Source organism: uncultured Dokdonia sp. (genome assembly GCF_937910895.1).
In the GTDB taxonomy this organism is placed as follows: Bacteria; Bacteroidota; Bacteroidia; order Flavobacteriales; family Flavobacteriaceae; genus Dokdonia.
Window position 1 is genome coordinate 1 of record NZ_CALEMI010000156.1, and the last position, 25,893, is coordinate 25,893.

Sequence of the window (25,893 nt, forward strand, 5' to 3'; positions counted from 1 at the left end):
CAGCGTAAATAATCTAGAACATAGGAGTTATCGTAAACGTAGCGGGTGGAGCACCTGTAAAAGTTCCAAAAGTAACGGTACGTATATCCCGTATCACTTCTTCTCCGTTTTGATTACGAAAATCTAAATTTTGAGTATCAATGGTGATAATAATATTATTGAGAAAATAGGTGTGAAGCCTATAGGTCTCTGTGTTTACAGAGGTGGTAATCGCTGGATTCAAATAATCATCCAAGTTCTCATTATCAGGATCTGAATTATCATTTGCAGGATTCAAATCCATATTGGTATCTTCATCAATGGTTAGAACGCCATCATTATCATCATCATTATCTAGGTAATCAAAAATTCCGTCTCCATCGGTGTCACGTGTTAATTCTGTATTAATCGTACCATCATCATTAAGAACAACTCCTTCTTGACCTGTTGGGACATTATCACCATCGTCATCAAAGTCAATAATATCAGGTAGCGAATCACCATCGGTATCTATTAGTCCTGTTGGATCTTCTATTTCTGAGGCAATTCCATCACTATCTGCGTATGTTCCTTCTGTAAATACTGTAATATCTCCAGAGGTACTTATAAACTCTTCTATAACAATAGGTGTTGCTGGCGGGATAGGATTACAGAAATAATCACTTGTTGGCGATTCATCAAACCTTCTGTAGGTGATATTGTCATTTCCGCTTAATTGTAGTTCAAGTTCTCTAACTTCATTCTCTCCATCACCTGCGTCAAAAATATCATTAGATGTCGTAAATGCGATAGCGATGGTTTCATTGTTTTCTGGGTTGATTTTGAAGAATACATATTGAGTATCAAAATCACTACAACGCTCCAGGGTTTGCTGTTCAAAGTCAAAGGAGGTCACTATAATGTCTCCATCATCACAAGAAGCAAAACAAATAATCGTTATAATCGCAAATAAAAGGTTTTTCATTAAAAGAGAATTTTAAACAAAAATAGTAGAAAGGATGCACCAAAGTAATGACAAAAATTATTTTATTTCCGTTACTTTTGCTTTTTAACAAAACTACAACGTTTGATGAATTCTATTTATTTTGATAACGCTGCTACTACGCAAATGCGTAAAGAAGTAGTAGATCGCATGACAGAAGTGATGCGAGACGTGCCAGGAAATCCTTCTTCTACCCACGCTTTTGGTCGTACGGCTAAAAGCCAAATAGAAACGGCACGTAAGCGTGTTGCCGAACTTTTTAATGTGTCTGCTGGTGAGATTATATTCACATCCGGAGGAACAGAAGCAGATAATCTTGTGATTAATAGTGCAGTGCGTGACCTCGGTGTCAGACGTATTATTACCTCTCGTATAGAGCATCATGCCGTGCTTCATGCCGCCGAAGAAGTGGCTACCTGCCATAAAATTGATTTACAATTTGTCAACTTAAAAGAATGTGGTACTCCAGATGAAAAGCATCTAGAAGAACTGCTAAAAGCAAGTGATGCAAAAACATTGGTTAGTCTCATGCATGTCAATAATGAAATTGGCAATATGATCGATATCAAAGCGATTGCCACCCTTTGTAAGTCTTACGGAGCGCTTGTGCATTCTGATATGGTACAAAGTGTAGGACATTATCAAGTAGATTTACAGGATATTTCTGTCGATTTTATTGCAGCTGCGGCTCATAAATTTCACGGACCTAAAGGGGTTGGTTTTGCTTTTGTACGTAAAAATAGTGGCTTAAAACCACTTATTTTCGGAGGTTCTCAAGAACGAGGACTCCGCGCAGGAACAGAAGCTGTACATAATATTGTAGGTTTGGAAGAAGCACTGATTTTGGCGTACAAAAACTTAGAAAAAGAAAGCGCCTATGTGAAGGGGCTTAAAACGTATTTCGCCGAAAGGCTCCAAAAAGAAATTCCCGAAATAAAACTAAACGGGAATTGTAGTAACTTAGAAAAGAGTACTTATACATTATTGAATGTTTGCCTTCCTATCGCCGAAGCAAAAGCAGTATTACTTCTTTTTCAATTAGATATGAAAGGCATTGCCTGTTCCAAAGGAAGTGCTTGTCAAAGCGGGGCGACAGGAGGATCTCATGTGCTTAAGGAAGTTTTAAATGACGAAGATTTTAAGAAGCCTAGCTTGCGTTTTTCATTCTCCATTTATAATACAAAAGAAGAAGTTGATTATGTGGTTGGGGTTCTCAAGGAATATATTGAAGGGGAGAATGTTTTAGGGTAATAGAGGTTTTTATGCTTTCGCGAAAGTATATAATTTTTTATTTAAGAAAACTCACAAAACCTAAGGTAAGGAAAGAGAGGATTAAGAATTTATAGGAATCCATTAGAATAAAATAGTCATATCCTACAACTTCATACTCACTCTCACATTAAATACTCTTGGCGTTAAGAAGTTTGGAACTGCAAACTGTTGTCCAGAACTTGCATCCCGTACAAACGTATTGGTAATCGAGTTCAATTTGTCAAAGATGTTATAGATTTCAAAACCAGCCGTGAGTTCTTTAAATGGATGTAACCAATGTCCTTTAGCAAATTGTTTTTTATCATCTGCAAACACATAGGAAATTCCTAAATCTGCTCTAAAGAAATCACGTAATCTCGGAAGATCTTCAAAATCATACGGATCTACATTACTAGGCGTTCCTCCTGGTAATCCTGTTTGATACACCATATTCAGATACAATCTCGCACTAGGAACCGTCGGAATATAATCCTGAAATAAGAAAGCCGCTTTAAAACGTTGATCTGTGGGTCGGGCAATAAAACCTCTATTATCTAAATTTTCTTCGGCACGCAAAAATCCAACACTAATCCAACTATCGGTACCTGGAACAAACTCTCCATTAAGACGAGATTCAAAGCCGTAAATCCGTGCGGTTGCATTATTATTCGCTCGATAGCGAATTCGTACATTTTCTAGTGTAAAGGTGTTGACATCGGTCAGGTCTTTATAAAAAGCTTCATTTACCAATTTGAACTGACCACCCCACATATTGAAACTCCAATCGTGACCAACCACTGCATGAATCGATTTCTGTGCTTTTACGTCGGGCACGACATCTCCTGTGGGATTTCGTAGTTCTCTGTACAATGGCGGTTGTTGATACACACCACCTGAGAGTCTAAAGACCATGTCTTCATTCCATTCAGGTTTGATGCTAAACTGTGCTCGCGGACTAAATACTGCCTGGGTAGAAGTCTCTAAGCCTTCACCGCTCACACTCCATTGATGAGCTCTCACACCTACATTAAAAGATACTTCATTGGTACCCCAATCGGTGCGTTTGGTGTATTGCGCATATCCAGAAACACGATCTATCTGTACATCATTTCTTGCCCGAATACTAGTAAAAGGTTCTATAGGACCATCAAAAGGATTATACGGTTGATCATTAGCAAAATCAGGAAGCTGCGGACGAATAGAAAATCCAGCCGAATCCACAATCTCAAATTCTCGTAATTGATCACGGATGTCTTCATGGGTATATTTAATTCCCCAATCGATCTGATCTTCTCCTTTTATATACTCTCCTTTATGTTCTAAGTTGATGAATAACGCATCAAGTAGATTACGAGCACTTCGTAATTGTCCCCCTGCGGCTTGTGTAAATTCCACATCGCCTAAGTTTTCATCTCCAATGTTGTTATTAGGAACTCCTAAACGGTATTGTGCTAGGATATCAAAAAACTCTTGTTCTTGACTTTGATACGCCGATCCAATCAGTTTTAAGGTGAGGTTCTCATTGACTAAATGTGTTGCTTTTAAAGCGCCAAAATAGGTCTCATATTTATCTTCCTCCTGACCATCAAATAAGATCAATAAGGTCACAGGATCAGACAGCGTTCCAAAATTAGTTTGACGATTCAAAGGTTCAAAATCATAGTCGTTGATCGCAATATTTCCTAAGAAGTCTAATTGGAATTTATTTGAAAATTTATACGTGATAAATGTTTGTGCATCCGCAAAAATAGGATTGATATTGCTTTCCGTTTGCCTAGAAGATACCAATAAACCATTATTACGATACCTAAACCCTGTAATCGCTGTAAGTCTTCCATTTTTAGAAACCCCTTCTACCGATGCCGTAGCTCCCAAAAGACTGGCATTTACACTGGCACCAAATCCCGTAGGTCTTCTGTAAGAGATATCTAATACAGAAGCTAATTTATCTCCGTATTTTGCTTGAAATCCACCAGCACTAAAAGAAACGCTTTGTGTCAAATCACTATTCACAAAACTAAATCCTTCTTGTTGTCCTGAGCGAATTAAAAAGGGACGGTATACTTCAATCTCGTTGACATAGACAAGATTGTCGTCAAAGTTTCCTCCACGTACATTGTAATTGGTACTTAGTTCGTTATTATTATTAACACCTGGTAGGGATTTTAGTAAGTTTTCTACACCTGCTTGTGCGCCAGGAATCTTACGCATCGCTTCTGGAGAAATTGTGACAATTCCTTGTTCGCGTTCTCTTCTTCTATTAGAGTTGATCACGACAGTGCCTAACTGTTCTGTACCTATTTTAAAAACAGGATTAAACTCAATATCTGCATTAGGTGACAGATTAAATGTTTGTGTGATATTTTTAAATCCTACGTACGAAAATGTAATAGTGATTTCTTGATTTGCAGGAATTTCAATTTGAAAAAAACCATTACTATTTGTAATATCTCCATCCGTTCCAAAAGAGATATTAGTGCCAGGAACGGGGGTTTGATTTTCATCTAAAACAATTCCTCTTATCGTTGCTGTCTGACTAAATGCAGTCAAGCAAAAGAGGAATGCGAGTACAGGTAGGAAGTATCTTTTTTTCAAGAGATTATTTTTTTCTAAAAAACGTTGTCTCAAATGTAGCACTATTTCCTACATTATCTGTGACGATTAGTTTTAAGTTGTTTTCTGTATCAGTAACGACGTTATCGTTAAAATCGTGTATGAGTGTATTTGTTTTATAATCATATTCCATAAGAATATATTTGCCATTAATCGTGGCGCGATAGCTTTTGATTCCACTATCTTCATCTTCTATTTTAAATTTGAGATATCGATATTTAGACATCCATCTTCCTTCAGCCACATTTTTTGGTGTAATGACAGGTGGTGTTTTATCCATCCCAATAGTGTATGTGCCAAAAGTCCTTGTCGCTGTTGTGAGGAGGTTATCTTTAATTTGTGTACCACTATAATAAATGTCATCTCCTTTATAATTTAACCTACCTATATATAACTTTTCCCTATCGGCTTCATTGTATGCTGAGAGGTCATAGCTAATGATCGCGTTTTTATGAAGTGGTGTTTCTTCTTGATGAAAATCAAGACTGTCTGAGCTAGCTCTAAGGTGTAGAAAGGTGTCGTCATACAAAGCACCTTTAGGAATATACACCGTAAACTTTCCATCAGAAAACGTGAAGGGCTGATTTGCGTACGCATAATGATCTGTAACCATTTTCGTTTTAGGTTGTACAAGCGTATCTATGGCACCTATAATCGGAATATTGACTCGGGTAACATTGCCAGCATAATCTTTTACTTTAATGGTATATTGATAGGAGAGGCTATCGGTAATAGAAAGAATACCGTTATCTACCTCATTTTTATATATACTTAACGGATTATTTTTTTCTATAAATAATTTCTGTACACGCTCTCTTTTTTTGATAAAATAACCATAATCAATCATTCTGTTGAGATAGCGAGTCTCAGCAAAAGAAAACTTATCCATGGTCAGTAAGAAGTTCTCCTCCCCATTAACGGTTGTTTGGATCTGGTAGATTCCGTTTTTATTGTTAGCTCCATTTTGTTGATCGATGGTGCTGATGCCAAAACCTATATTTCCCTGTGCTTTAATTTTTTCTGCAATAAAGCTACTGTCTTTTTGCATACTAATTCTGAGCTCTACAGGCTCTTGAGAACGATTGATGTATGAGTTCTCATCCAGTGGATAGACAAAAGCTTTGGTAATTTTTGGAGGTTTTGTATCGGTAACATCTATACCAAAAAGGAAAGGGTTCATAGGCCTAGCATTGACATCCCTTATTTCATAATGAAGATGGGGACCGCCACTACCACCCGTATTTCCGCTGTAGGCGATAAGTTCTCCTTGGGTTACAGGGATGGTTCCAGAAGTAGGGTAGACTTCAATCTCGTAGTTCTCTTTTTTATATTGCTTGTCCTTAACGTAGGCTTCTATTTCTGGGCTAAACTTTTTAAGATGTGCATATACGGTCGTATATCCATTGGGGTGTTGTATATAGATCGCTTTCCCGTATCCGTAATGAGATATTTTAATACGACTTATAAAACCATCTGCCGAAGCATATACTTTTAACCCTTCTTTACGTTGAGTTTTGATATCCAATCCGCTATGAAAATGATTGCTCCGCAACTCCCCAAAAGTTCCCGCCATCACTAGCGGAATATCTAACGGATTTATAAAATAATCACTTGGAATATCTGTTTGTGCAAAACAAAAAACTGTCGAAAAAATAAATAGAATATGCGTAACGATTCCCCTTTTAACCATAGACTGCTAATGTATATAAACCTTTTCTAAATTAAAACTCACGAATACTTGTTTTAGTATAGTGGTATTCGCTTTCGCGAAAGCGAACACAGAAATAGTAGTTGTTTTATTAAAAATATAGTTTATCAAACCTGAATCACGCCTAGATTAAACGCTTTTTCAATGGGTGCATGATCGGCAGCTTCTATGCCCATCGAAATCCATTTCCGGGTATCTCTAGGATCTATCACTGCATCTGTCCAAATACGAGATGCTGCATAATATGGGGAGATTTGCTCATCATAACGTGCTTTAATACGATCGTACAGTTCTGTTTCTACTTCTGGCGTAATCTCTTTTCCTTGCTTTTTAAGCGAAGCCGTTTCTATTTGTAGTAATACTTTAGCAGCAGAATTTCCACTCATTACCGCTAGATTTGCACTTGGCCATGCTACAATAAATCGCGGATCATACGCCTTCCCGCACATTGCATAATTACCAGCTCCGTAGGAGTTTCCGATCACAATTGTAAATTTAGGAACGACACTATTGGATACAGCGTTTACCATTTTGGCACCATCTTTTATAATCCCGCCATGTTCACTTTTACTTCCCACCATAAACCCAGTCACATCTTGTAAAAACACCAACGGAATTTTCTTCTGATTACAATTGGCAATAAAACGCGTCGCCTTATCGGCACTATCAGAATAGATCACACCACCAAACTGCATTTCACCTTTTTTCGTCTTTACCAGCTTTCGCTGGTTAGCAACAATACCAACAGCCCAACCATCTATACGTGCATAGCCTGTAAGAATACTTTGTCCGTAGCCTTCTTTGTATTCATCAAATTCAGAATCATCTACAATTCGCTTTATGATTTCGCGCATATCATACTGGTCAGCTCTGGACGCAGGAAGAATTCCGAACATTTCTTCTGGATTTTCTTTAGGCAATGCCGCTTCCTTGCGATTAAATCCTGCTTTGGTGTAATCACCGATTTTATCCATTAATTTCTTAATGGTATCTAGAGCATCTTTATCATCTTTGGCTTTATAATCGGTAACACCGCTTATTTCACAATGTGTTGTAGCGCCTCCTAAAGTTTCGTTATCTATCGTCTCACCTATCGCTGCTTTGACAAGATAACTTCCCGCTAGAAAAATACTTCCTGTTTTATCAACAATCAGCGCTTCATCGCTCATAATAGGTAAGTAGGCACCACCTGCGACACAACTTCCCATCACAGCAGAGATTTGGGTAATTCCCATACTGCTCATCACTGCATTATTTCTAAAAATACGTCCAAAGTGTTCTTTATCTGGAAAAATCTCATCTTGCATAGGAAGATATACGCCCGCACTATCTACTAGATAAATGATAGGCAGTTTGTTTTCCATCGCAATTTCTTGTGCGCGTAAGTTTTTCTTTCCCGTTATCGGAAACCAAGCCCCGGCTTTTACGGTAGCATCGTTGGCTACAACGATACATTGTTTGCCAGAGACATATCCAATTTTAATCACCACGCCACCACTTGGGCAGCCGCCATGCTCTTTGTACATGCCTTCTCCAGCAAAAGCAGCGATTTCTATACATTTTTTTGGATCATCCACAAGATAATCGATGCGCTCTCGTGCGGTGAGTTTTCCTTTGGCATGATGTTTTTCAATACGTTTTTCACCACCGCCTAATTTTACTTTGGCGAGTCTTCTTTTTAAATCAGAAAGTAAGAGTTTATTATGATCTTCGTTTTTATTGAATTTTAAATCCATAGTGTATAAATATGCTTTTTTATATCTTAAATGTGTTGAGATGCTGTTTCAAAAAATACAAGGTTGTTTTCGTAAAAACAACAATGCCATCTAATAATGTCCGAATTTACGAAAATCGTATAGTTTCTCTTCGTTCCATTTATCAAATTTAGCCGATATTTGTATTTAGATTCTTTGTTTTGCAATTTGTTTTGATAATTGCTTAGCAACGTAATATGAAACTATGGGAATGAATAAAAATACAGTGCTCGCTTGGGCTACTTTTGTTATGATAATTGTTGGATTATCTCTGATAGCGCTCGGCGCATTTAGGTATGATGATGTCGCTGGCTGGGGTTTTGCCGCCGTGGGTATAGGCTTTTTTGCCATCGCTTGGGTGTTTAATGCCCTAAAAGGAAGAGTTTAAGAAATTGAAGTATGCTTCTCAATGCATTTCAGTCACACCTACAACAACACGTTCCTTTTCTATCAAAGACTACGAAGTTATTAGCTACCGTGAGTGGGGGATTGGACAGCACGGTGTTAGTACATTTGTGTGTTGCATCTGGACTGGATATTGGGATTGCCCATTGTAATTTTAACTTACGAGGCGAAGAGAGTGATGCAGATGCACAGTTTGTAAAAGAACTCGCGGCTCAGTTTCAACTTCCTTTTTATTCCACGTCTTTTCATACGTCCGCTTACGCGAAAAAACATACCATCTCCACACAAATGGCAGCTCGCGATCTGAGATATGCTTGGTTTCAAGAGCTCGTCACTGCTGAAGAATACGAGTATATACTGACGGCACATCACGCTAATGATTCCGTGGAGACGTTTTTAATCAATGCCACGCGTGGTTCGGGTATCGAAGGACTGTCGGGAATTCCTGCGATTTCAGGAAATGTATTACGGTTACTGTTGCCTTTTTCGCGAAAGCAAATTCATCAATATGCTATCCAAAACAACATCTCTTGGAGAGAAGATAGTAGCAATGCGTCTGATGCGTATGTGCGGAATGCGATACGTCATCACGTAGTTCCTGCATTAGAAGAGATTCGTCCCGATGCGTTAGCGCGTATTAATGATACGATGGACTATCTACAACAATCGGCTGATTTATTAGACACTTATGCGAAAGAACTAAAGCAGCGCTACTTGTATCCTTTAAATAGTGTTACAGAATCTCGTGCGATCTGTTTGGATATTTCAAAACTGAAACAGCATCCAAATCCGAAAGCCGTTTTGTATGTTTTGTATAAAGACTATGGGTTTACAGCCTGGGACGATGTCTATCAATTACTCAATGCACAGTCGGGGAAACAACTATTTTCAGAGACACATCGTTTGTTAAAAGATAGAACGACCCTACAATTGTATCCGTTTCGTAAAGAACAGGAAAAGAAAACGACTTCTTTTGAGATTACAGAAGCAGCTGGCGTTTTTCAAGATACGTATGGAAAATTAACGCTCCAAACAATCAAAACGCCGACTCCTACTACATCACACGAGATTATGGTAGATACGCAAGCATTGCATTTTCCGTTAACCATAAGACGATGGGAAGAGGGAGATTATTTTTATCCGACAGGGATGAAAGGTAAAAAGAAGCTGAGTAAATTTTTTAAAGATGAAAAGCTATCTTTGGTTGCCAAAGAAAATACGTGGTTGCTCTGCGATCAAAAAGGAATTATTTGGATTCTGGGACATCGAGCAGATAGAAGATATAGCGTACAAGAAAACACTCAGGAACTATTAAAAATAACATATTCAATATGATGCGTAAAACGCTTACACTCCTTGCCATATTTATGCTAACCACAACGCTTGCTTTTGCCCAAGTTTTTGGAGGTGAACAAGGTTTTGGGAGTGGTGGTCCAAAATTTGATCCTGTAAAATGGTCTGGTGAAGTTGAAAAGATATCTGATACTGAATATATACTGCATTATGATGTAGTTATTGAAAAAGATTGGCATGTGTACAGCCAGTTTACACCAGCGAATGGTCCTAATCCATTGCGATTTGAGTTTTTACCAGAAAACGACGCTACTTATACATTAGATGGAAAAGCAATCGAAAGTCCTACACACCGAGAGTATAGTGATATTTTTGAAGTAGATGAAGTATTCTGGAAAGATACAGGGCGTATATCTCAAAAAGTTATTCTTAAAGATCCTAATACTCCCTTTATAAAGTCTATAGTAAAACATCAAACCTGTAAAGAGGTATGTATTAATCAGGAGTTTAATATTGTACATGATCTCGTAAATACTAAAGTCTTAGTCTTTGACAACTATACTGATTTTGAAAACTACGGTATTGATACCAACAATGCTAAAAAAGAAAAGAAGCTCGATCAAAACTTACAACATCAAGAGAAAGATGAAGGCTTATGGCTTTTGTTTTTTCTTTCCTTTTTAGGTGGCCTTGCCGCTTTACTTACCCCATGCGTGTTTCCTATGATTCCTATGACGGTAAGCTTTTTTACAAAACAAAGTAAATCACGTGCACAAGGCATCAAAAATGCCATCATTTATGGACTGTGTATTATTTTAATTTATGTCGTTCTTGGACTTGCAGTAACCGCTATTTTTGGAGAGACTGCTATTGTTGAGGTTTCTACAAGTGTTCCTTTTAACATTGCCTTTTTTGTTTTATTAGTGGTATTTGCTATTTCCTTTTTAGGAGCATTTGAGATTATGCTACCACAATCATGGGCAAACAAAGTAGATAGTCAAGCAGATCGCGGCGGTTTGGTTGGAATTTTCTTTATGGCTTTAGCACTCGCCATTGTTTCTTTTTCTTGTACCGGTCCTATTGTAGGAACAGCGCTTGTAGAATCTGCGACCAAAGGAGGAATTGCTCCTATTATTAGTATGCTCGGTTTTTCATCGGCGATTGCATTGCCGTTTGCTTTGTTTGCGTTGTTTCCGGGATGGTTAAATTCGTTGCCAAAATCTGGTGGCTGGCTGAATACGGTCAAAGTAGTATTAGGATTTTTAGAACTCGGACTTGCCTTCAAATTCCTTTCCAATGCAGATCTTGTAGCACAAACTAATATTTTGGAACGCGAAATCTTCTTGGCGATCATTATTGCTATTTTGGTTGGACTCACGATATACTTATTTGGAAAACTCAAATTACCACACGATAGTGATTTAAATCACATCTCTGTTGGTCGACTTTTATTAGGATTAACCACGTTAAGTCTTGTGATTTATATGATTCCAGGATTATGGGGAGCACCGCTTAAATTAATTAGTGGTTTTCCGCCACCTATGAAAAATAGCGAGTCTCCGTATGGTGTAGGAGGAAAATCAGCGATCGTATCTTCAGATAAAGAAATTCCCGATCATGCCGAGTTAGGACCTCATGATTTATTGTCATTTACAGATTATGATGCGGGGGTGGCGTACGCAAAAAAAGAAAATAAAGCCATTCTTCTTGATTTTACGGGCTATGCGTGTATCAATTGTAGACGTATGGAAGAACGCGTTTGGTCAGATCCCAAAGTATTGAATATATTGCGGAATGATGTGGTTTTGATTTCGCTCTACGGCGATTCTAGAGAAGAACTTCCAGAAAGCGAACAAGGCGTGAGTGCATCTGGCAGACGTATAAAAACGGTAGGAAATAAATGGAATAATTTTCAAATAGAACGGTATGGGATTTTAGCCGCTCCGTATTATGTTTTACTCGATCACGATGAAAAAGAATTGAATACGCCTGTTTCATACACTCCAGACATCAATGAATATTTGGCTTGGCTTAAAGAAGGAATAACACGATTTAATAATAATTAATTTATGATGAAGAACCTATTTGTAGTACTGTTTGTTTTTGCTTTCGCGAAAGCGTACACACAAGAAACCTACGATGTAAAAGCAAATTATAACAAACAAGAAGTGACTATTGAGATGCGTGACGGTATCAAATTGCACACGACGATTTATTCACCAAAAGATACGTCAAAGACCTATCCTATTGTGATGCAACGTACACCCTATAGTTGCCGTCCGTATGGAGAAGATCAGTTCCGTTCTAAGATTGGACCAAATACGTATATGATGGAAGACGGGTACATTATTGTTTACCAAGATGTACGCGGCCGATGGATGAGTGAAGGGAAATATGACAATATGCGCGCTTACATTCCAAACAAAAAAGAAGGAGAAGTTGACGAAGCGAGTGATACGTATGACACCATCGATTGGTTGGTTAAAAATGTAGCCAACAATAACGGCAATGTAGGAACATGGGGAATATCGTATCCAGGATTTTATGCTACCTACTCTCTTTTGAGTGAGCATCCAGCTTTAAAAGCAAGCTCACCACAAGCGTGTATAGGCGATTTCTTTTTTGATGATTTTCATCACAATGGAGCGTATTTATTAAGTTATTGGAGAGCCACCGCTTTATTTGGATATCAAAAAGAGGGTCCTACTACAGAGGCTTGGTATGAGTTTCCAAAACTAGATAGTGACGATCAGTTTGATTTCTTTTTAAAGACAGGACCCTTATCAAATCTAGATGTGTATTATGATGAAACTAATGAATTCTGGACGCAACTAAAAGAACATCCTAATTATGATGAATTTTGGAAGTCTAGAGGGCTTATCCAACATTTACAAGACATTAAGCCAGCTGTTATGACAGTAGGAGGACTCTTTGATGCCGAAGATTTATACGGACCGTGGGAAACCTATAAGAATATAGAAAAGCGTAGTAATAATTACAATACCGTCGTTTTTGGACCGTGGAGTCATGGGGATTGGGCACGCAATAGAAAGCGGCAAGCGGTAGGAAATGTTTATTTTGGAGATGATATCTCTGATTATTTCCAGAAAGAATTGGAAACTAAATTCTTTGACCACTTCTTAAAGGGAATGGGAGATAAGGAACTTGGCTTACCAGAAGCACACATTTTTGATACAGGAACCAAGGAATGGAAATCATTTGATGTATGGCCTCCTAAAGCAGCAATGCCTGCCACATTTTATTTGGATGCTAATAATAATCTATCGGGAAGTCCATCTAAAAGAAATGGATCAGAAACATTTGTAAGTGATCCAGCCAATCCAGTGCCGTATGCAGAAGGAAAGAAAATGGTATTTACACCTCGTAAATACATGAGTGATGATCAGCGTTTTGCTGCCAAAAGAGATGATGTGTTGGTGTATGAAACTCCTGTACTTGACGATGATGTGACGCTTGTGGGTGAGATTATGGCAAAACTAGAAGTAGCGACTACAGGAAGCTCAGCAGATTGGATTGTAAAAATTATAGATGTCTATCCAGACGATGTTCCTAATACAGAAGAGACTGAAGAAGGAATGCAAATGGCAGGATACCACCAGATGGTACGTAGCGAAGTGATGAGAGGTCGTTTTAGAAGAAGTATGTCACGTCCAGAAGCTTTTGTACCCAATAAGAAAGAGGAAGTATTTATTAAGCTGCAAGATGTGTTGCATACTTTTAAAAAAGGACATAAAATACAGGTTCAAGTGCAAAGTACCTGGTTTCCGCTTATTGATTTAAATCCACAAACGTATGTAGATAATATTTTTAAAGCTAAGAAATCTGATTTTACAAAAGAGACACATACGGTCTTTCATAACTCTAGAATTTCATTTAGTATTTTACGATAATAGTTATCTATTTGGTATAAAAAAAAGCGCACTTTCAAAGTGCGCTTTTTTTGGATATGCCCTAAAATGGAAAAACACCCCGCAAGTCTGCGAGATGCCTTTCACCCCCTAAATTTGATTTGTGTATGTATACACAAATTATGTTGATGTTTTAGATTCTCTCTCTATTTTGAAAAACATCCCGCAAGACTGCGGGATGCCTCTCACCCCTAAATTAAATGGTTTAGTGCGTTTCAATTGTCTTTAAACACTCAAGATAAAAACGACACTTCCCCCATTTGATGAATCTAAACAAACCCTTTATTTGTTTTACATCTTAAAAGTATAGTATACTTCTATCTTAGAAAAGGGGTAAATCCCCCCTTTTTTGATTTTTTCTCTTTTTTTGAAGGATAAAATCGGGGGTATTTATTTAAAATTAACAAAATATTAAGACTTAAAATCACTTTATCGATATTTTGAGCATTTTGACGATTTATTGAAAACATCCATTTTAACTAAAAATCGATAAAAAACAACCCTATTTTAAGAGATTTCAGGAGTGATTTGGATGAGTTCTATTCCTTAAGAATTGTATGCAGCATTGATCTTTATCCTTAAACTATGTAAGATAAATATCCTTATTCTTATTTATTTTGAAATCTTTAAAAGATAGACGTATCAATTTATTGCGAATATGATATTATTTACGATAACGTTTTCGTTGAAAAATATAAATAAAGACATTGATTTTCAATATGTTAAAAATGATTATAGATTGTAAATTAATTCAGGTATCAATAGCATAAAATAGAACTTTAGCCTATTTTTAAATAGATTTATCTGTCAGAATATTAGTTCTTTACAAGAATTTGTATTTGATAGAAAATTATCAAGTGTAATTAATTTAATAAATAATCCCCCGAGAATTATGAAAACAACAAAACTTTTATCATTTCTATTTGTAGTATTAAGTTATGTATCCAGTCTAGGACAAAGCAGGGACATTCCTTTTGTATGGGAAAATGCAACTGTTTATTTCGTACTGACAGACCGTTTTGAAAACGGCGATACCTCCAACGATTTTTCGTATGGACGACAACAAGATGGAGGTCCTTTACGAAGTTATTTAGGAGGCGATCTACAAGGTCTAATCAATAAAATTAATGAAGGCTATTTTGATGATCTAGGCGTGAGCGCAATTTGGCTAACCCCACCTTACGAAAACATTCACGGATCTATAAACGTGGATTCTGGAAAAAACTATGCCTTCCATGGCTATTGGACAAAAGATTGGACGGCGATAGATCGTAATCTAGGCACTGAAGCCACTTTTCAAACACTAGTAGATACAGCACACGACCACGGAATCCGTATTGTCATGGATGTCGTATTGAATCATGTAGGACCTGATAATCCAGATGACGATTCGTGGCCGAGTGATTGGGTACGTAGAGATCCAACCTGTAACTTTAATGGCCCTCAAGGAACCATACCTTGTGAACTCGTTGATAATCTACCAGATATATTAACAGAAAGCAATGCCCCTGTAAATCTTCCTCAATGGTTATTAGATAAATGGGAGAATGAAGGAAGAAAAGCACAAGAACTCGCAGAGTTAGATGCTTTCTTTAATCGAACTGGGTATCCAAGAGCACCGCGTTTTTATATTATCAAATGGCTTACTGATTATGTAAGAGATTATGGTGTAGATGGTTTTAGAGTAGATACGGTAAAACATGTTGAAGAATCTGTATGGACAGAACTTAAATCAGAAGGTCTTATTGCGTTACAAGATTGGAAAGGTGCCAATCCTCAAAAAAAGGTAGACGATCAACCTTTTTGGATGACAGGCGAAGTATTTAATTACTTTGCCTTAGGAATGCAGCGCGTTTTTAATGGAGATGGATTTAACGTCGATTATTATAATAATGGCTATGAAAATCTTATCAATTTTGATTTTCGGTTTGTCGCCAATCAAGGATTAGAAAGTATATTTTCTAGTTATAGTAATTTATTACAGAATCAGCTAGGAGGTGCCTCTGTGATGAATTTCCTAGCCAATCATGATACTGCCGAAGTATTTGACATTAATAGAACTCGAACGTTTGAGGCAGGTACAAAACTTTTATTATCTCCATCAACAGCACAAATTTATTATGGAGATGAGACGGCACGAACTTTAACACCTGGAGGTGGTGCGAGTGGAGATGCTACTTTACGTTCTTTTATGAATTTTGGAGATTTAAATAACTCAAATTCATTAGCTTCACTCACATTGTTACATCATCAAAAATTAGGACGTTTTAGAAGAGAGCACGTATCTGTAGGAGCGGGTGTGCATACCAAGCTTCAGGACACACCCTATACATTTAAAAGAGAGTTTGATAATGGAGTATTGTCCGACAAAAGTTTAGTGTACACAGGAAATGATGGTGATTTTCAAAATGCACTCAATGTATTTAATCTATGGCCTGACGGAACGGAACTGACAGATTATTTCTCAGGGAATACTGCCATCGTGAGTAACAACACTGCCGATTTTAATAGTCCGTTCGGACTTGTATTAATAGGGGAAGCCTTTGATGGTACGACAGTGACACCGCCTTCTTCATTTACAGTTAGAGCTAAGAAGCCTTTAGACTGGAATACATTGGATATCTATGTCTACAACACCGCAACTAATAGTGTTCTTTCAGGAACCAGTGGTTGGCCAGGACAAACAATGACTCCTGTATCTAATAGTACTTTATGGTATGAATATGAAATCAATATCCCTTCGGGTGTAAGCCCTAACTCTATTGGAATTGTCTTTAACAATGGAAATAATGGAAGTCAATCGGTAGATCTTGTTAGAAATAGAGAGGGTTGGTTTGAGTTTACTTCTGGAGGTGCGATGCGAACTGGGACTTGGACTGATGATTGTCCTTCGGATTGTCCAGGCGTTTCATCAAATACCTACCGTATTTACGCACACAAACCAAATGATTGGAATGCTATCTATGGATATACGTTTAATACTACCCAAAACGGTGTTTTGGCGGGAACGCCCGCTTGGCCTGGTCAGCAAATGACGGCACTTCCAGATACTGGAAATTGGTTTTTTTATGACATCACACTACCAGCAGGTGTGAGTAGTTCTGAAATAGGGATTGTATTCAATAATCAAAATAATGGAAGTCAGTCTGCCGATTTAACTAGAGACCGTGAAGGCTGGTTCAATTTTACATCTGGAGGAGCTGTACGCAATGGGAACTGGAATGACACCTGTCCTTTTGATTGTCCTACACGAAGTAGCATTCCAAATGAGACCGCTTCAAAGGATAAAAATCAAATATATTTAAGTTTAAAAAGTGCCATTACTACCTACCCGAATCCATCTGATGGAAAAGGAGTGATTGCGATTCCATTATCAGAATCAGAGAATGTGGCTGTTGTTATTTATGATAGTTATGGTCGCTTGATTAAAGAGCATAAAGGCAAAGAATTTGATGCAGGTACCGTACTCATTGATTATGAATTGAGAACATCAGGTCTTTATTTTTATAAAGTAGTGATCGGATCACACACCGAAGTTGGAAAGATTATGGTAAAATAGTTTTCTAAGTACACATATAATGTATTAAAACCTGTGAGGCTTGCTTTACAGGTTTTTTTACTAAAGCTCAAGGCGAAAAGTTGGTGAGACGTATTAAATTTGGGATATTGGATTTCATATTTTCTTGTCTTATAATTTCCTAAAAATTAGATGTGTAAAACCTTAAAAAGAAGTTATATATTTATACTTTCATAATCAGTGAGGTATAGAGCTGCGCATATTTCTATCTTACACTAACAAGATGTATATGTTAACCAAAGTTTTTGGTAGCGCAGTCTTTGGTGTAGATGCCACGACTATTACCGTTGAAGTCAATGTAGATAAAGGAATCGGATACCACTTGGTAGGATTACCCGATAATGCCATTAAAGAAAGTAACTATAGGATTGCCGCTGCGCTTCAGAATAATAGTTATAAAATTCCCGGAAAAAAGATCATCATCAATATGTCTCCTGCCGATATGCGCAAGGAAGGCTCTGCCTATGACCTTACACTCGCCACAGGAATTCTAGTCGCCACAGGACAAATAAAAGGCGAGACCATTGCTGACTATATCATTATGGGCGAACTCTCCTTAGATGGAGGATTACAACCCATCAAAGGCGCGTTGCCAATCGCTATTACTGCACGAGAAGAAGGCTTTAAAGGATTTATTTTGCCCAAACAGAATGCCAAAGAAGCCGCTATTGTCGACGGACTTTGCGTATACGGTGTCGAAAATATAAGCGAAGTCATTGCTTTTTTTGATAAAGAGGTGCCGTTAGAACAAACCGTCATCGATACCAGAGCCGAGTTCTATAAAAGTTTGGACCATCCCGAATTTGATTTTGCTGACGTCAAAGGGCAAGAGTCTATAAAACGCTGTATGGAGATTGCGGCAGCAGGCGGTCATAATATTATTTTGATCGGTCCTCCAGGATCTGGAAAGACCATGATTTCTAAACGGTTGCCAAGCATCCTTCCGCCAATGAGTTTGAGAGAAGCACTTGAAACCACCAAGATTCATAGTGTTGCAGGCAGAGTAAAAAATAACCAAGGCTTGATGAACGAACGGCCTTTCCGGTCGCCACATCATACAATCTCTAACGTCGCTTTAGTCGGTGGTGGGAGTTACCCACAGCCGGGGGAAATTTCGCTTTCTCACAATGGGGTGTTGTTTCTTGATGAATTGCCTGAGTTTAAACGAGAAGTCCTCGAAGTCATGCGACAACCGTTGGAAGACCGAGAAGTCACGATTTCTCGTGCACGATTTACGGTGACGTATCCGAGTAGTTTTATGTTGGTAGCGAGCATGAATCCGAGCCCAAGTGGTTATTTTAATGATCCCGATTCACCAGTGACGAGCAGTCCAGCCGAGATGCAACGGTATTTAGGAAAGGTAAGTGGTCCGTTATTGGATCGTATTGATATTCATATTGAAGTCACGCCAGTGCCTTTTGAAAAGTTAAGCAGCGAACAAAAAGCCGAGTCGAGTGTCGAGATTCGGAAACGGGTAACGGCTGCAAGGGAATTACAAGTAGTCCGCTTTCGCGAAAGCGAGGCAACCAACTATAACGCTCAAATGAATGTCAAGCAAATCCGACAGTATTGCGCCTTAGATGACGCATCCAAACAACTCTTAAAAACCGCCATGGAACGATTGAATCTCTCCGCTCGTGCATACGATCGTATTTTAAAAGTATCACGTACCATTGCAGATTTAGCAGCTAGTGAAACTGTTACAGGCACTCATATCAGCGAAGCGATACAGTATCGAAGTTTGGATAGAGATGGATGGTTGGGTTAACTAGAATTAGTGCAAGGAACGATTTAGTGACGTTAGGAACAAAATAGTATCGAAGTTTAGATCTTGACATTCGATTGGCACCTATTACAAATTGATTGTAGTATGTAATGTATTTTAAGTCAGTTAGATGAAAACAAATAATAAGCGTCTCGTCCTAAATAACCGATACAGATTATTAAAGAATTAAAATTATTACTTAGATCTGAATAATGATATCATTGTTCAGATTTTTTGCTTTATACTGTTTTTTTAGAATCTCTAATGTTATTAGGTATAGTTTGAATTTTTAATGTGTCAATATTAATGTCTAGTATACCTTCTTTGGGATGGTGAAAGAATGATATAGTACGATGAGAAAATTTACAGCTTTCCTTTTTTTCGAAAAATAGAGATGAAAGATAAATTAAATTCCAATAATTTTTTCCATTAGAATTCATTATTAAGTAATTCTCGTCCAGATTATACCTATTTAGAAATTGAATTGGAACGACATACGAATCTATGTTGATTTCTTGCATGAATCCTATTGGATACTTTCTAAAATTTGTGAACTTTCTTACTGGAAAAGTACTCCTAATTATTTCACTATGTTTTTTTGACCAAATCTCAATCTCATCTAACGCTTTTTCTGCATCATTTATTTCTAAATCAGCAATTAAAACATTTGGTGTGTAAACTTCAATCATACTTTCTCTCCATTCAAGTGGCTTGGGATAATCCTCATCTAATTGAGAAAAAAAATCAATCTTTGAAATTGGATTTTTATATTTCAAAGAGTTGTTTCTAATATAATATTTTAATGAATACATCTCCATATTACAATTCTATAAGTTCAATAGGTAATACATTTCTATATTTTTTAAGGTCCAAATCAATAAATGGAGTGTCTACAGCAGAAAGCCCTACTGGGAAATCATTATAAAATAATTTGAACAAATAACGATATTCGTCTTGATGTTTATAGCTTATGTCTTTCCAAAAAGGGATTGCTAACATATTATAATTCTCGTTTTTTATTTCATCTTTTTTAAGGTACCTAACAGAACGTCGTTCAATTTCGACTCCTACTTTAGATATCTCTGACAAAGTTGAGATTGGTAAAAATGTGTCTAGGTGTCTTATTTCATCAAGATATATTGTATCGATAAGTTCATTTGCCAGAATACGTCCAAATTTAATGTAATCAGTTATTTTATAGCAACTATCATACTCTGCCAATGAGCCTATCATACTATTTGAAGCACAAAAAATTAAATTACTATTACCGAATCTTGTTATATTTGTGGGATGAATTTGATTCCAAATAAATTCTTTACTCATTTTAATCCCCTCCTGAGAATCTCCAATATCTTTTTCTTCAAAATTTCTGTAATAGCTCATATTTGCGATCCTAATGGTGGTAGCACCTAAAGCAAGGTTATGCTCTTTTCTACAAAACTTAAATAACGGTTCCATAAAGTAAAAAAATGAATTAATAAATAAGATCGTAATGTCCAACAACTAATAGATAACAATTGTATATAGTTATTATGATGGCTACATTTCTTTTATTTAAGTGCCTAAGTTAGTAAATATTTTATGTTTTTAAATATTTGTAAAACAGTGTTTTGAGGTGAAATCCTTAGAGTAAGTATATCCCTGTATGGTACTATAACATTATCTTTTGCCTAAGAGAGTTGCAAGTAGTCCGCTTTCGCGAAAGCGAGGTCACCAACTACAACGCTCAAATGAATGTCAAGCAAATCCGACAGTATTGCGCTCTAGATGACGCCTCCAAACAACTCCTTAAAACCGCTATGGAACGTTTAAACCTTTCCGCTCGTGCCTATGATCGAATCTTAAAAGTATCGCGTACGATTGCAGATTTAGCAGATAGTGGAGTAGTCACAGGAACGCATATCAGCGAAGCGATACAGTATCGTAGTTTAGATAGAGATGGGTGGTTGGGATAGTTTAGCTATACATTTTTGCTAATGAAGAGTCGTTCGACATGGTAACAGCTAAAAATTGTCACCAATAATGAAAATAAAAAATAGTTTAATAACTTGATTTTAAGTTAATTAAGCATGGTACCGAAAATGGAATTAGATTTTTTTAAAAAGGGTAGGGATTGGTAAATCATTTTTAAAAAATGAAAATATACCAAACAAAGAAGAGATTATTCCTATGATTTCCCAAATTGACATATTATAAATATACAAAAAACTGATATTAAATAAGTATGAAATAGTTCATTATCCCCTTTCGCGAAAGCATAAAACACTCCCCCAAAACCCCATCCCCAAAAAATAACAATCCACTGAAACCTCTGTAAGAAAAAAGGTGCATCCGTTGACCATAAGCATTTTATACTATCTTTAGGATGTAATACCATTCAAAATACAATCAACATGGAAACAAAATTTGGGTTTACTTCATTAACTATTTCAGAATTTGAAACGTGGATTAAGCAGCAACACGTTGCGAGAACCGTTTTATTTATTCAACAGCATCACACCTTCTCACCAAGTTATATTCACTTTAAGGGAGACAATCATTTTAGGATGCAAAATGGCATGAAAAATCACCATGTCAATAATAATGGATGGAGTGATATTGGACAGCATTTCTCTATTTTTCCTGATGGAAAAATCATGACAGGAAGAAGTCTAGAGCGTTCGCCAGCCTGTATTTTTGGAAATAATAGCAATGCGATCTGTATAGAAAATATTGGCTATTTTGATATCGGGCAAGATGAGATGACGTCATTACAACGAGATAGTATTATACGCGCTACCGCAGCACTTTGTGAGCGTTTTGGCATCCCAGTATCTACCGATAGAATTGTCTATCATCACTGGTTTGATTTGAGTACAGGTGCCCGTACTAACGGAACCGGAATTACAAAAAGTTGCCCAGGGACTAACTTTTTTGGCGGAAACACCCTTGCTACCTGTGAGCAACATTTTCTTCCGCTCGTTGCTGCAGCTATTGGACAACCCGTCACAGGAACCATGCCTTCTTCAATAAAAGGCTATGGTAGCGTGACTGCCGATGTTTTAAACATCCGAAAAGGCGCCAACTCTTCCTTCGATCGAATAGGGGAAACCACTCTAGGGTCTGTCGTACGGATTTACGAAGAGAAAAATAACTGGTACAGAATCTCAAAAGATAACCAAGAATGGGTGTACAGTAATTATGTCAAAGATGTCAAACGCGCCACTGTAAACGCCGATGCACTCAATGTGCGTAGCGGTCCTTCTACACGATTTCACATCGTAGGAGCTGTTATGAAAAATCAAGAGGTATTTGTGTATGAGACAGCTGGAAATTGGTCGCAAATCAGCATAGATGAACAATGGGTCTCTAGTAGATTCTTGGATTTTCCATCGTAACTTTACATAAGTTAACATACATGGTAGATACTTATTTTCTAGTATTTAGAGGATACAAGTTTCAATTGAGATGGAGTAGTAGCGGAACTTTTTATGTTTTTTCGCTTAAAGCGAAAAGGTACTTAGTAGCTATCGGGATGTAAAAGTTATCTTAATTTTAGACGAGCACATACTACTTTTTATACTGTAATATTAGGAATAGATAAGGTCTTCATAGCCTGTTTTCACCAGAAAACAAGCAATTTAGTCTCAACAATCCCGTATTTATACCTATAAATTTTTTTAACATTTCTTTTACATTTGGGCTACAAATCATTTGAGGTTTCTCAGCCTCACTAACCAAATACCAGAAAAATCCAAAAATCATGAAATTATTCAAACACATTTTTTGTTTGCTATTTTTGACAGTCAGTCTCGTAGCTTGCAAAGAAACTACAAAAGGTGGCTATGATGACACTGAAAATGAAAATGCGACTAATGAAACTACATTGATTCAAGTTTCAAATCCTAATAGTGATTGTAAAAATGCGCCCGCAGATTGGTTTACGGGGAATGTACCAACACCAGATCCTAGTTTTATTAATGCGAACTCCAACAACTGTGATTTTCACTTACTGTCATGGCAATATTTCTTATGGTTAACCGAAGAGGTGAATGGGCAACTTCGTTTTGAAACCATGTTTACCAATAAAGCAATCACACCTGAATACAAGGATGATACCTATCATGTATTAGATGTGGTAGAACAAGCCCTTTCTAAAGGAATGCTTATCGATCAAAATGGGAGAGCCGTGTATAGTAGTATCATCATTAATGATGTCTTTCAACAATTTGTGTTAGACAATAAATTATATGATAGAGCAACCATGGCGGCATTTGATCCTAACACTGGATTTCCTCCAGGTTCTTTAACACTTAAGACCTCTTGGAAAATTGTACAAGATGGAGAAGATACATCAAAAATGTACACTCAAAAATCAGATATAGAGCTTTTAACCTTAGTGGATGGACAACCAAGAATTGATAAGGATAACCCTAAGATTCAAACAGATGTAGAGGTTGCTTTGGTAGGGCTTCACGTCGCTTTTGTTCCTGATGGACATGCTGAGTTTGTATGGGCAACTTTTGAATTTGACGGTAATGCTCCTGATTTTCCAGAAAATGCAACAATGGATACACCGGTATCATCAAAAGATTGGTTGTTGTATGCCGCAAATACAACAGCAGGAGATGTCAATACTGATAATGCAGGTCTTTTAAAATTTGTCAATCAAAATGCACAAACGCTCACACCTATTACACAAGTAGCAAGACAATTTAAAAATGGAGGTGGGAAAGCAACCAATCAGACGCATATTATGAATCTGAATGCGAGTGTAAAAGAACAGTTAGCCAAAAACAACTCGATATGGCAAAATTATTTTGAAGTAGGCGCGATCTGGTTTAATAATCCAGATTTATTAAAGCCTAATTGGAATCCTAATGTAGATGGATCTTTTCTAACAGGTTCTTTGGAATTGTCTAATTCCACCATAGAAACCTTTACACAAAAAATAGTATCAGAAAATGAATGTTTTAGTTGTCATAATACCAATGCAGTGACAGATGTTCCAGCGGATTTAGAAATGCTTGGCGGGAAGAATGTCAATTTGAGCCATGTACTCTTAAAGAATTATGTAGAAGGGACAGAAGCACCACCAGCAAAGCCTGAAAATAACTAACAACCACCTAGAAAATAAGACACGATGAAAACAAGTTTAAGAATACATCCAGCAATAGGATTTGCCAGAGTAGGAAACAGTAAAGACTATTATCTAGGTCCTGAAACAATGGCGGCTTCGCCTATAGAAGGGTCAGATATTACGGGAGGACTCCCAATACAACCTGGTACAGAAGATACGCCCATTACAAGTGCACATATACGTGATGGAGAAGGAAAACTAAAAAGACAAGCAGCACGCTTTAAAATTTATCAATACCCTACAGAAGGAAATGCGATTACCTATCCAACACCAGGAGGAGAAGAAGTCGTTATAGGCGCTACGGTAGATGGAAAAAAAGTAGTTGATATTATTTGGACAACTCACCTTGCTAATAAAAAGGCAAATTGTTGGGAAATAGATGAAAACGCAAACGAAGGAATTGCTTTGTACAAACCACATAAAGTTTCATTTGATGGAAGTGCGCCTTTTGAGGTAAGTACTCCTCCTTTACGGAATCCTGATTATAGAGCAGCACCCTGTCAAAATCCATATAAAATAAATCCAGCAGATCCCACACGATTAAAAGAGCTAGTAATAGACGCAGGACCTAGAGCTATTAAGGCAAGTCAGGGAAATACACCTATTCCCTTTGATATACATACAAAAGCGAGTTACTATAATCAAGCCTCGGGAACCATCGAAACACAGGATTCTTATCCAATTCAGTTTCCCTTAGCAACTGGTACAGGTAATGATGGAAGTGATCCTATCGATTATTTAGGAGAAATTCTAACAGAACCTAATGGTAGATTATTAGTATTAGGAGGATTTGGACTCGCCTGCGCTTTTAATAATAAAGGAGAATTTGATTCAGGTCAACCGCTATGTAAAGATGTAGATAATGACAATTGGATGGATGATACCTCAGATGGTCCCGTGACTGCCGTATTAGTTTTTGATGATGGGAGTAAACAACCCGTGGAAGGGAGTGCTTGGATTGTTTCGACAGATCCATCGTATGCACCTCAGACATTGAATGTAGTATCTCTTTGGGATGATGTATATAATACATGGTTAGAAGAATTTAATCTAAGACCAGACATCTATAGCAATGGCGCCTATAACGATAATTATAAGCCTTATTTTGAAGATGATGTATACCCAACCTTAAATGCAGCTCACATGCAAATGTGGAATACAAATTTACCGAGTAAAGCCATCAATGCGCATCAAAACATGCGATCATTAACACAAGAGAAACCGAGTGTTGATGTCATGCAATTTATACGGAATCCCGATGGATCTCAAGACGCCAACGGAGCTCCTTTAATGCCATTATCTTTGGGAGATGCAGCACAAAGTTTCTTAACATTGTCAGAACAACAATACTTCTTTTTAGATAAATGGAATAGTGGGATCCATAGCGAGACACCGCCGGTACAATTAGGAGCAGGAGAGCAATTAGATAAAACCATTCTTGTCAACTGTCTAGGAGGAAGATTCAGCCCTGGAAAGACACGATGTTGGTCACTGCACACGTATGATTCGCATTCGGAG

The 25,893-nt window shown here is 37.3% G+C and carries 16 protein-coding genes and 1 pseudogene; 11 read left to right on the forward strand and 6 right to left on the reverse strand.

Annotation, left to right across the window (positions count from 1 at the left end; all coding sequences use genetic code 11):
* Positions 1-13 precede the first annotated feature (13 nt).
* The gene (locus Q0505_RS18230; RefSeq protein WP_299215959.1) at positions 14-943 is read right to left on the reverse strand and encodes a hypothetical protein; all 930 of its coding nucleotides are present in this window, start codon (positions 941-943) and stop codon (positions 14-16) included.
* Positions 944-1,048: 105 nt separating this feature from the next.
* On the opposite strand from Q0505_RS18230, the gene Q0505_RS18235 reads away from it, so the two are divergent.
* Positions 1,049-2,212 carry a cysteine desulfurase family protein gene (locus Q0505_RS18235; protein ID WP_299215961.1) on the forward strand — a complete coding sequence of 388 codons (1,164 nt, stop codon included), beginning with the start codon at positions 1,049-1,051 and terminating at the stop codon, positions 2,210-2,212.
* Positions 2,213-2,335: 123 nt separating this feature from the next.
* Here Q0505_RS18235 and Q0505_RS18240 read toward each other — a convergent pair whose 3' ends face one another.
* From Q0505_RS18240 to Q0505_RS18250, 3 genes are all read right to left on the reverse strand, one after another.
* Entirely contained in the window at positions 2,336-4,807 is a 2,472-nt protein-coding gene (locus tag Q0505_RS18240) for a TonB-dependent receptor (protein ID WP_299215964.1), read from the reverse strand.
* A gap of 4 nt (positions 4,808-4,811) precedes the next feature.
* Positions 4,812-6,515 carry a M23 family metallopeptidase gene (locus Q0505_RS18245; RefSeq protein ID WP_299215966.1) on the reverse strand — a complete coding sequence of 568 codons (1,704 nt, stop codon included), beginning with the start codon at positions 6,513-6,515 and terminating at the stop codon, positions 4,812-4,814.
* A 125-nt stretch (positions 6,516-6,640) separates the two neighbouring features.
* Positions 6,641-8,269: a carboxyl transferase domain-containing protein gene (locus Q0505_RS18250; RefSeq protein WP_299215969.1), complete on the reverse strand. Its 1,629-nt coding sequence runs from the start codon at positions 8,267-8,269 to the stop codon at positions 6,641-6,643.
* A 223-nt stretch (positions 8,270-8,492) separates the two neighbouring features.
* Between Q0505_RS18250 and Q0505_RS18255 the strand changes: the two genes are divergently transcribed.
* From Q0505_RS18255 to Q0505_RS18280, 6 genes are all read left to right on the forward strand, one after another.
* Positions 8,493-8,675, forward strand: coding sequence for a CAL67264 family membrane protein (locus Q0505_RS18255; RefSeq protein ID WP_299215971.1), 183 nt, complete (start codon positions 8,493-8,495; stop codon positions 8,673-8,675).
* 11 nt (positions 8,676-8,686) lie between these two features.
* Entirely contained in the window at positions 8,687-10,027 is a 1,341-nt protein-coding gene (tilS, locus tag Q0505_RS18260) for a tRNA lysidine(34) synthetase TilS (protein WP_299215974.1), read from the forward strand.
* Entirely contained in the window at positions 10,027-12,051 is a 2,025-nt protein-coding gene (locus Q0505_RS18265) for a thioredoxin family protein (protein ID WP_299215999.1), read from the forward strand. Before tilS ends, Q0505_RS18265 begins: the two co-directional genes overlap by 1 nt.
* A 6-nt stretch (positions 12,052-12,057) precedes the next feature.
* The gene (locus Q0505_RS18270; protein ID WP_299216004.1) at positions 12,058-13,896 is read left to right on the forward strand and encodes a CocE/NonD family hydrolase; all 1,839 of its coding nucleotides are present in this window, start codon (positions 12,058-12,060) and stop codon (positions 13,894-13,896) included.
* Positions 13,897-14,806: 910 nt separating this feature from the next.
* Positions 14,807-17,473, forward strand: coding sequence for an alpha-amylase family glycosyl hydrolase (locus tag Q0505_RS18275; protein WP_299215977.1), 2,667 nt, complete (start codon positions 14,807-14,809; stop codon positions 17,471-17,473).
* Positions 17,474-17,720: 247 nt separating this feature from the next.
* Positions 17,721-19,259 (forward strand): YifB family Mg chelatase-like AAA ATPase, encoded by a 1,539-nt coding sequence (locus Q0505_RS18280; RefSeq protein ID WP_299215980.1) that lies wholly within the window; start codon positions 17,721-17,723, stop codon positions 19,257-19,259.
* Between the two features lie 236 nt (positions 19,260-19,495).
* Here Q0505_RS18280 and Q0505_RS18285 read toward each other — a convergent pair whose 3' ends face one another.
* Positions 19,496-20,032 (reverse strand): hypothetical protein, encoded by a 537-nt coding sequence (locus tag Q0505_RS18285; RefSeq protein ID WP_299215983.1) that lies wholly within the window; start codon positions 20,030-20,032, stop codon positions 19,496-19,498.
* Between the two features lie 43 nt (positions 20,033-20,075).
* Positions 20,076-20,714, reverse strand: coding sequence for a hypothetical protein (locus Q0505_RS18290; protein ID WP_299215986.1), 639 nt, complete (start codon positions 20,712-20,714; stop codon positions 20,076-20,078).
* A gap of 215 nt (positions 20,715-20,929) precedes the next feature.
* On the opposite strand from Q0505_RS18290, the pseudogene Q0505_RS18295 reads away from it, so the two are divergent.
* The 4 genes and pseudogenes from Q0505_RS18295 to Q0505_RS18310 form a co-directional block, all read left to right on the forward strand.
* Positions 20,930-21,211: pseudogene (locus Q0505_RS18295) on the forward strand (magnesium chelatase); the annotation flags it as partial.
* 438 nt (positions 21,212-21,649) lie between these two features.
* Positions 21,650-22,633: an SH3 domain-containing protein gene (locus Q0505_RS18300; protein WP_299215989.1), complete on the forward strand. Its 984-nt coding sequence runs from the start codon at positions 21,650-21,652 to the stop codon at positions 22,631-22,633.
* A 365-nt stretch (positions 22,634-22,998) separates the two neighbouring features.
* On the forward strand, positions 22,999-24,354 hold the full coding sequence (locus Q0505_RS18305; RefSeq protein ID WP_299215993.1) for a hypothetical protein: 1,356 nt from the start codon (positions 22,999-23,001) through the stop codon (positions 24,352-24,354).
* Positions 24,355-24,378: 24 nt separating this feature from the next.
* The coding region (locus tag Q0505_RS18310) for a LodA/GoxA family CTQ-dependent oxidase (RefSeq protein ID WP_299215996.1) at positions 24,379-25,893 on the forward strand (1,515 nt) is incomplete at its 3' end.